Below are 8216 nucleotides of genomic sequence, written 5' to 3'. Positions count from 1 at the left end.
CATACAGCCCTCGTAGTAATCCTTCAGGACTGACCGTTGCTCTGCTTCCGTGAATTCGTAATATTTTTTCATCTCTTTCCTGGTTTAAATTTAACTTCTTTAAGTCAACTTTTTCCAGGCTAAGACAAAGTTAAGAGCTACTTCCCAATTTGGATTTTGTTCGATAAGAAAGGTTCTAACCTCTGATTCTGTATAAGGATGTGCAAGCTTGGTAGCCTGAATTATTTTGTCTTTCAAGGCAGAGTATGCGAGTGTGTTAATAAGTTTGTCAAGAGAATCGGAGGAACAGAGATTCAAAAAACTTCTTCGATTTTCTGGGTCAATAAAAATAACAGAGTAAAGATTTAGAAATTCATCACAACTCTTCATGCCAATTATGCCATGCGGTGTCTTCCTTAAGCCTAAAATTCTCAGCAATTCATCATATTGTTTACCTATTATGTCATGTCGAAAATATAAGTCTTCTTTTCTCAACAATTCCCTTTCAAAGTTCTCATGTGGGAAAATCATGGGTACTCCGTAAGTACAACCACTTTGTTGTAGGTAAGCCATATCAATTGAATTTATTTTTTTACAATCTTCAAGTAACGGATTAACACTATTAAGCCACTCTTTATATTTATTTTTATCGCCAGAAAAAATTATTTCTCTATATACTATTAGTGTTAACAAAGAAAGTCCTTTTGGAGAAAGAGTGGGCAATGTTTTAATTGCCTGATCAATTATGTTCTGCTTTGTAGTATGTTCATCAACTTTAACTCTTTCGATAAGTAAGTCTATTAAGTCTTCCTTTTGCTTCTTATCGCCAGATTTGACATAGCCCAATGCAGCCTCTCCTGTTGCATATTGTATTGATGGTTCTGTGAAACGCTCTGTTTTATCAATGACTTTTTCAGTAACTTCTTCCACTAACTGTTTACCAAATTCATCCAAACGCTTGTTAACTGTAGCCATTGCTATTTCAGAATATTCCTTTATTCTTGTAGAAACGATTTCATTCAGAAGTGGAATAATATCAGCAGGTTTTAAACCATAGTAGTTAATATCTCTACCTGCCTGATTGACATTTGAATTACTAACGCCGCCAATATCTTGTTTATCTTCTTTATCTAGCATTTATATCCCTTCCAGCTTGATTGACATTTGAGTTAGTAATATTCTGTATCGTCTGATTGCGATGCTTTTTATCCTTCCTGTGAAACAACTTAATGAATAGTCCTATTAAAGTACAAATTCCTACAACAACCGTCCAGATCCAAATATTATCTTTTAGCCATTCTAACATAATCTATTCTTTTTATTGCCTCTCCATCTGAAAGCGTCAACAGGATTTTGCATCTGCCTGTTTACGTTTTATGCCCAACAAGTGGAGCGATGCAAGGAGCCGTATGACGGACAACAGGTTCAGCCAATATATTTTCTACAGGAACATCATGGAGTTGTGTCTTCACGGTATCAACATATCCTTATTTGGCGCCACCCATATATTTTGTGCTAGGCAAAGGAGCACAAACCTCCCAGCAGTCAATTGGATTAAAGACTACCCTGTCTCATCACCTCAATAAACTGTTTCGAGTATTTAGATATACGTATGTGTCCAATTGATGTCCACGTCCTATAAACAGGGCCCTCCAGAGTATCTTTGATTTTTTATTGCGAATAAAATTGAAGAGATTTAACTCTATGGCCAACTGACCGGATTTGCCAAAGGCACGGTAGTTGAGCCCGCTGTTTACACAAAATGTCTAGATGGACATGTTCTTGCCTTCCGTCTTGCAGAAGATGAGTAGTTTTTCAAAGACTTTTGTACTCAACATAATTATTAGATTTTATATGTGAGTACAGTGCAACATTTGTTAAGGGTTCATGCAAGATGTCCTATTTTTGGCACTTACCAAAGGAATATTACACAATAAAGACTGATTATGGATTAGGATGATTATCATCCATTTCCCTTGGCATAAAAAATCCTTTTATACAATTTTTGTTACATACACATATCTGTATATGATTCTTTTCTCTAAATCCTGCATCAGGATAAAGTTCAGATCCCTCAAGAAAAAAACTACGTACAGAATCATACGGTGCTAATTTTGTGACCAAAGTTCTTAATTGATTAGCAATATCATCAATTTCTTTGATTATAGTTTCTTTTTCTCCACCATTTTTTATAAAGTCGAAAAGGTCCGTTAATAATTTCAATCCGAATAATTCTATTAGATCCTTATTATTATAGATATTCAACAATTTCAAAAAGCAATCAACAATTATGCTTTTGTATTTTTCTTTATCGTTAAGTTTTATCAAAAGCGAAATGGTTCTTAATAAATTTTCGACCTCTATAAGCAGATGTTCTTTATCTTTCCTTTTTTGATGCACCATTTCTATTACAGCCCTATCCAATTTTCTAAGCATAGGGAAACCATCTTGTATCCGTTCATTTTTAGGTCTATCTTCTTCGTCAATGTTTCCAAATACATTATAAGCACTCTTTACCACTTGAATATGATTCATTTCTAATAAGTCCAAGCAATTGCCTAAATCTATGATTGCACCAACGACAGCAGGCTCTTTTATCGTAGATTTTTTTCTTTTCTTTGCAGTCCTCGCATACTCCATAGCTCGTTCTGGGCTATTCTGCCAAAAGTATATACCATGACCCAACCAATCATAATCATTAGTACTTTCCTTTAAACAGTCTCCATTAATTACTTTTTCAGCAACTGATTTATCACATCCATGAAAACCCAATATCAAATTAGGTCTTTTAGAATATAAATTATCCATTTCTATCTATATTCTGGAGCAAGATGCCCGTCTTCACCAAAAATTCCGGCACTCTTTAAAAAATTTACAGCCGATTTCTTTGAATTAGAGATACGCTTAAAAGAAGAAGACATCATTGTATTATATATATCATCAGAAGAAAGAGAAACTTCATGTGGTATAGTTTTCCGAACATCATTTTTTTTAGACATTTCATCTAGTTGCTTTTCGATGTCTTTTAATTGTTTCCGAATAACTTTTTCCATTTTGACACGATATATAATTGTAATGTACAAAGGTATAATTATATTTTTTATTTTTCAAATATAACCTAATATATTTTTAAATATTAACACAAGCGCACAGCTTACGTTATTTTAATTTATCAAACCCACGGTTTATGGTTCGTGTCCAATTGATGTCCACGTCCTATAAACAGGGCGCTCCAGAGTATCTTTGATTTTTTATTGCGAATAAAACTGAAGAGATTTAAATCTATAGTCAACTGACCGGATTTGTCAAAGGCACGGTAGTTGAGCCCACTGTTTACACAAAATGTCTGGATGGACATGTTCTTGCCTTCCGTCTTGTAGAGGAATAGCAGTTTCTCAAGATCTGTCGTACCCTGAATCATTTCTTGATTTCTAATGTGAGTACAAATGTAATAGCCTTTAAGGGTTCTTGCAAGATGCCTATTTTGGACGCTTACATGACCATCTGCCAACTGCCAAATTCTTCAAACTGTTTGAGAAGCCTAATATTCAATCCTGACGTCAGTATCTTCCTAATCCACTTATTATCTCAGTTTTGAAATTGGCATTCATGAACACATGCTGTCCACCTCTAATCTTATATATAATATCGATAAGCTTGAAATCATTCTTAATACTGAATACATGTCGTGAGGCATAGAAGTATCTTAGCATATTCTGTCGTCTAATCTCTTTGTCACCAACGATTATAAATGAGCAGTCATCCTTTTCCTTATCCTTAAAATACTCCTTATCGAATACTGATAAAACAAGATTCGGGGATAAAGGGAATGTCAATTCGCCACCATATTGGGCTAGTCCCATATACATGGGTCTAGCATTCTCAACGTGCGGTTCCACAACTATCGGAAAATCACAAGTATAGAAATCACCACCTTTACTCACTTCAAAAATCCATATATTACTGGCAATCGCATCTGCAAAGCCCATAAGGGTCTCATTATCCTTATAGGTCAAATTGGCATGGAGTACAGGGGCCTCACATGTAACGTTTATCTTCAAATCATTAATGGAGTCATCATTCTTTTGTTTTGCTAAAAATGCCTTTACCATATCAATCTCAGCATTTTCCATCCGAAGATAGTCATTCACAGTAGACTCTTTCAATTTGGGATGACGAAAGAACAATGTTACGATATGCAATGCAAGCTCTCTTTTTTCTATATGTTTTAGTCGATAGTGCTCTTTACCAGAAACCCATTCATTCCTTATCTCATCTATCTCTTTTAGAAGTTGTAAGAAAAGCGGCTCTTCTGTTCTTGCGAAATGCTCTTGTTCAAGAGATAGTTTGTTGATTTTACCTCCTTCCATATTGCTTTTCTTTACGAAATCGTCAGAGATAGTATAAATATCATCTTCGCAGCAGACGGACATCATGCTGGCATTATAAACTTTTGCCAACTGTTTGTCATACGTATGAATGGACTTGCCATCATCAGAAAATCTTCTCAAATAGAATCTAGGTATATAATGCTGTTTCATGAAATAATACAATCTTATTGGGTTCACTTATTTTTTGACCAACTGCCTATCAATTTAGTTCCACCATCAATAATCTCCATCACGTAGGGGAAAATAAAAGTCATCCGCCATATTTTCTTCTAAGTCACTGAAATCAATACTCTTTAGTTTAATTTCATGGGGCTGCCCCATTTCTAGCTCATTTCGAACGTAAGAGCGATTTCGTTAGGCCATATACAGAACCAATTTGCTTATGCCATAATTGTACGTCATAAAACTCTCTGAAGGTCGAAAACATTTCTATGCTTACACACCCTCCTCAAATGAGTTTAATCGATAGAATAGCTTCAGACAACGAAACTTAGCCTATACGCATTAACCATGATTGATGTCAGGACAGCAATGTGCACAACCATCAGCATCACTATAATAATTCTTAGCTGCCGACAATGCATCTTCGTCGGAATAAAAATCACCTAAATACGTTACATCTGAGGGCATCCAAGAACACCCTTCCTTGTGGACTTCATGATTATAACCATGTCCATCTTGTTGCCGATTATTAACGTAATACTTCATAAAAATAAAATTTATTGATCATTTATTTCTTTTTTAGCGGCTTCTCCCTAAAGGGAAGTAAGCTGTCGGACGAGAGGGACTGAAACGTATCAGAAAGCTAAGGCTTCACAATGATAGTGTTTCAGTAAGATTCATAACACAAAGGTAATAAAAGTTTCGGAATATGTAAAGGATTGATTCGCATTTTTATGGTTAATAGGTAAAAATAAAGAAAAAAGGAACAAAATGTTGGGGATAACAAGATATGATTAAGTCATCGTTATTTATAGTTTTTTCTAGCTTAATTCGTAAAAGGAACATGGTCACTTGACTCATAAGCTTCCAATATATTTTTGAGAGTTCTAAATTCCAACTTATCTATATAATCTATTTTATTAGTTGTTTCCTCCTTTAAATATTTATTGCAGATATCCAGCCTATGAATCATTGGTAATACAACTCCATTGACGTGTTGATAATAATCTGTAATTTCACTTTCTGAAGATGGAAGCTTATAACCTTTTGGGGAGCTTGATATAATAACCCCATTATCCCTCAATTTAGCAATAACACGGCTTCTGAACATTTGTTCTGACTTCATTTCATAACCCATATTTCTTAGTGATTTAATAAGTTCCTTAGTCGGGATATACTTCCGTAGGTAATTATATTTGAAACGAAACATTAAATATCTCAACACAAATACTTGTCGAGATATATCTTCATCAGTTGATTTTTGATGATCATCAATAAAAGACTTAGCCTTTCTATATGTAAGCATTGCTATCTCTTGGCTATAATGTGAATCTCCCTCCTTATGTTCAAACATATTTTCATCATATGATTGGGGGAAGAATGCTATATTCGAAATATTCTTAGTCAGAATTTTGAAATAATCTATATTTTGAGGAACAGATTTTTTCTTGTTTGCATCATAAATATAAGATAAAGTTCCTGCTATTAAATCAGCCAACTGTACGCCATTCACCTCTTTGCTATTTTTTAATGAAAATATCTCCTGGTCAAAAAGCGAGATTTGCTTCCGATGCACTTGAACATACTTTAAAAATTCACGGCAGAAATCATTTTCTCCGACTTCATCTGACGTAATTGTCAAATTTGCAAAAGGACCTCTTAGCTCATTGTATAATAGCTGGTTAATAAATTTATAAAAAGTTTTTTTGTTTTTTGTTATGCCATAATCTGCAAATACTGTTGTTTTGTCAACAACCAACGCAACTATTGTAAATGGTAATTTTATAACCTCACTTAGGATCTTAATACGTCTTTTATGATTCCCTTTAATGTGATTTGATTTGATTTCCGTTCCACTAAAATATTTATTTCGAATATTTGTAAGTTGCGAATCAACAAACTCCTTATCACCCTCGTTAATCAAAATAGCACAAACTATAAAACAAGGAGAATTGCCTGATTTGGTAAAATCAAAGCCATAAGCTCCACATTCATCAATATAAGCTAAAATTTTCCTAGCCATCTTCCTTTTCTTTATTCCTTCTGAATATAATCATCTATTCATGATTTACGAGAACTGCGGGACATTATGGTATTAAATATCAAAGTTCATTCGCAATAATCGTCATAATCACTGTGTACAAATTTACGGATTTTTTGTATAATATAGATACTTTCTGCAAGTTTTTTTAGTCATTATATCAAAAAAGTGCTGAAAATCATGTAAAATGATCAATTAAGCCTTTATATCTGTAATGTTTAATGTTCTAGTTATGTGGATATTGGTGGTTTTCATAGATGTGGGTATCATGGTTCCCTTGGAATAGGATTATCAAACTTGAAAGTTCATATATATGGTGTAAATTGAAATAGTAGGAGTTCTAAGATATAAGTACTTCAATTATACCGCTATAGTTTTAGGTGGTGGAGTGCTAGGAATTCCCTGTAATAATGCAGGGGTATTTCATCTGCAAGTTAATAGGATCAATGGAGAGGTTAATACTAAGGTTTCCCATAATAATGTGGGGAGTTCTAAGGACGTGTGAGATAGGGATTATGGTCCTTTGAATTTGGTTATGCGCTCGTTAGTTTGCTCCAACGTCTTGTACGTGGATGAACAATGAAGCTGTCTAGAATTCAAAGGCTTAGTAAAGCTGGATGGCATTGGCACGTTGAGCCTCAACCTGGGCAGGACAAGGGGTCTAAAAGAACGAGCCCCAAAAGTTTTAAAAACTCTTGAGGCTCTCTTCGGGGTATCCCCCTACTTTTCAGGTGTATTAGACGAGGTTATATAGCTAGTTAACGTATTGCTTGTTTGTGGCTCGTACTCCCATGACGAATATTTAAAATGCATGATTGTATATGGACGATATTCCAATATCAGGCGTGGTGAAAGAACGGGAGTATGATTGATTTGGAGTGGCATCTATTCCTATGCCGGATAATAGAAGAAAGACTGATGGTATGGCTTGTATTACTAGGACAAATGTAAGTAAGTGATCGTATGTGACTCTATTCCCGTTCAAGACCTGTGAAGAAAGCAAGATTGTGTAGCTTGTATTGCCGGGATGGTGTTGTATAAAGAACGTGAGAAAGATTGATGGAGTATATCCCGTGAACAGAAATACAGGCATTCTATTTCAATTGTTTTAAGACATATTCTTGAAACCAAGATGGAATCGTTTTCAGTAATAGGTTGATGTTTCCATCCTCTACATGTGCAAACAGGTTCTGGGTATTACCACTGTTGTCAAATATATAAGATTCATCTGCAATTTCTATTGCTGGAAGCAAATTATTCATAGTTCGTTCATAACGTTCCCGAATTTTATTTTCAGGAACGTCATGACCTCCTTCTTTCACCCTAGCCTCGACACGGGCTACATTCAAGTCAGGACTGATCAGAGAAACAAAATACAGATAGACTTTAAAAACTTCATTTTTTGCCTTTGTCATAAAATCTAACTTTGAAGGATGTGACATGACCGTTTCAAAAGAAAACTTATCACAGTTTGCTAAAAGTTGTTCGCGGATATAAGAAGCTAGAAAGGATGTAAAATAATATGATTATCCTCAATTGGGTGATTAATAATTTTGAGTATTCCCCGATATTCATTACCTTTGCATCAATTATCAAAACCTCGTCAAAATGAAACTGATAGAATTTTCAAAACGCTTCCCCGA

At 34.6% G+C, this 8216-nt stretch carries 8 protein-coding genes; all 8 read right to left on the bottom strand.

What is annotated here, in order from left to right; translation table 11 throughout:
- Positions 1–99: 99 nt before the first annotated feature.
- A complete protein-coding gene (locus NG821_RS11975) occupies positions 100–1116 on the bottom strand; it encodes an LPO_1073/Vpar_1526 family protein (protein ID WP_252761891.1) in 1017 nt (338 codons plus the stop codon).
- A gap of 807 nt (positions 1117–1923) precedes the next feature.
- Positions 1924–2787, bottom strand: coding sequence for a hypothetical protein (locus NG821_RS11970; RefSeq protein ID WP_252761890.1), 864 nt, complete (start codon positions 2785–2787; stop codon positions 1924–1926).
- A 2-nt stretch (positions 2788–2789) separates the two neighbouring features.
- Positions 2790–3032 (bottom strand): hypothetical protein, encoded by a 243-nt coding sequence (locus tag NG821_RS11965; RefSeq protein WP_252761889.1) that lies wholly within the window; start codon positions 3030–3032, stop codon positions 2790–2792.
- Positions 3033–3151: 119 nt separating this feature from the next.
- Complete coding sequence (locus tag NG821_RS11960; protein WP_252761888.1) at positions 3152–3400, bottom strand: hypothetical protein; 249 nt, start codon at positions 3398–3400, stop codon at positions 3152–3154.
- 139 nt (positions 3401–3539) lie between these two features.
- Positions 3540–4520 carry a DUF4238 domain-containing protein gene (locus NG821_RS11955; RefSeq protein WP_252761887.1) on the bottom strand — a complete coding sequence of 327 codons (981 nt, stop codon included), beginning with the start codon at positions 4518–4520 and terminating at the stop codon, positions 3540–3542.
- 354 nt (positions 4521–4874) lie between these two features.
- Complete coding sequence (locus tag NG821_RS11950) at positions 4875–5078, bottom strand: hypothetical protein (RefSeq protein WP_252761886.1); 204 nt, start codon at positions 5076–5078, stop codon at positions 4875–4877.
- 280 nt (positions 5079–5358) lie between these two features.
- Positions 5359–6555: a DUF3800 domain-containing protein gene (locus NG821_RS11945; protein WP_252761885.1), complete on the bottom strand. Its 1197-nt coding sequence runs from the start codon at positions 6553–6555 to the stop codon at positions 5359–5361.
- Between the two features lie 1112 nt (positions 6556–7667).
- Positions 7668–7988, bottom strand: a complete 321-nt coding sequence (locus NG821_RS11940; protein ID WP_252761884.1) for a hypothetical protein — start codon at positions 7986–7988, stop codon at positions 7668–7670.
- Between the last annotated feature and the right edge of the window lie 228 nt (positions 7989–8216).

The organism is Segatella cerevisiae (assembly GCF_024054555.1).
GTDB lineage: Bacteria > Bacteroidota > Bacteroidia > Bacteroidales > Bacteroidaceae > Prevotella > Prevotella cerevisiae.
This window is presented reverse-complemented; position numbering and strand designations above follow the sequence as displayed.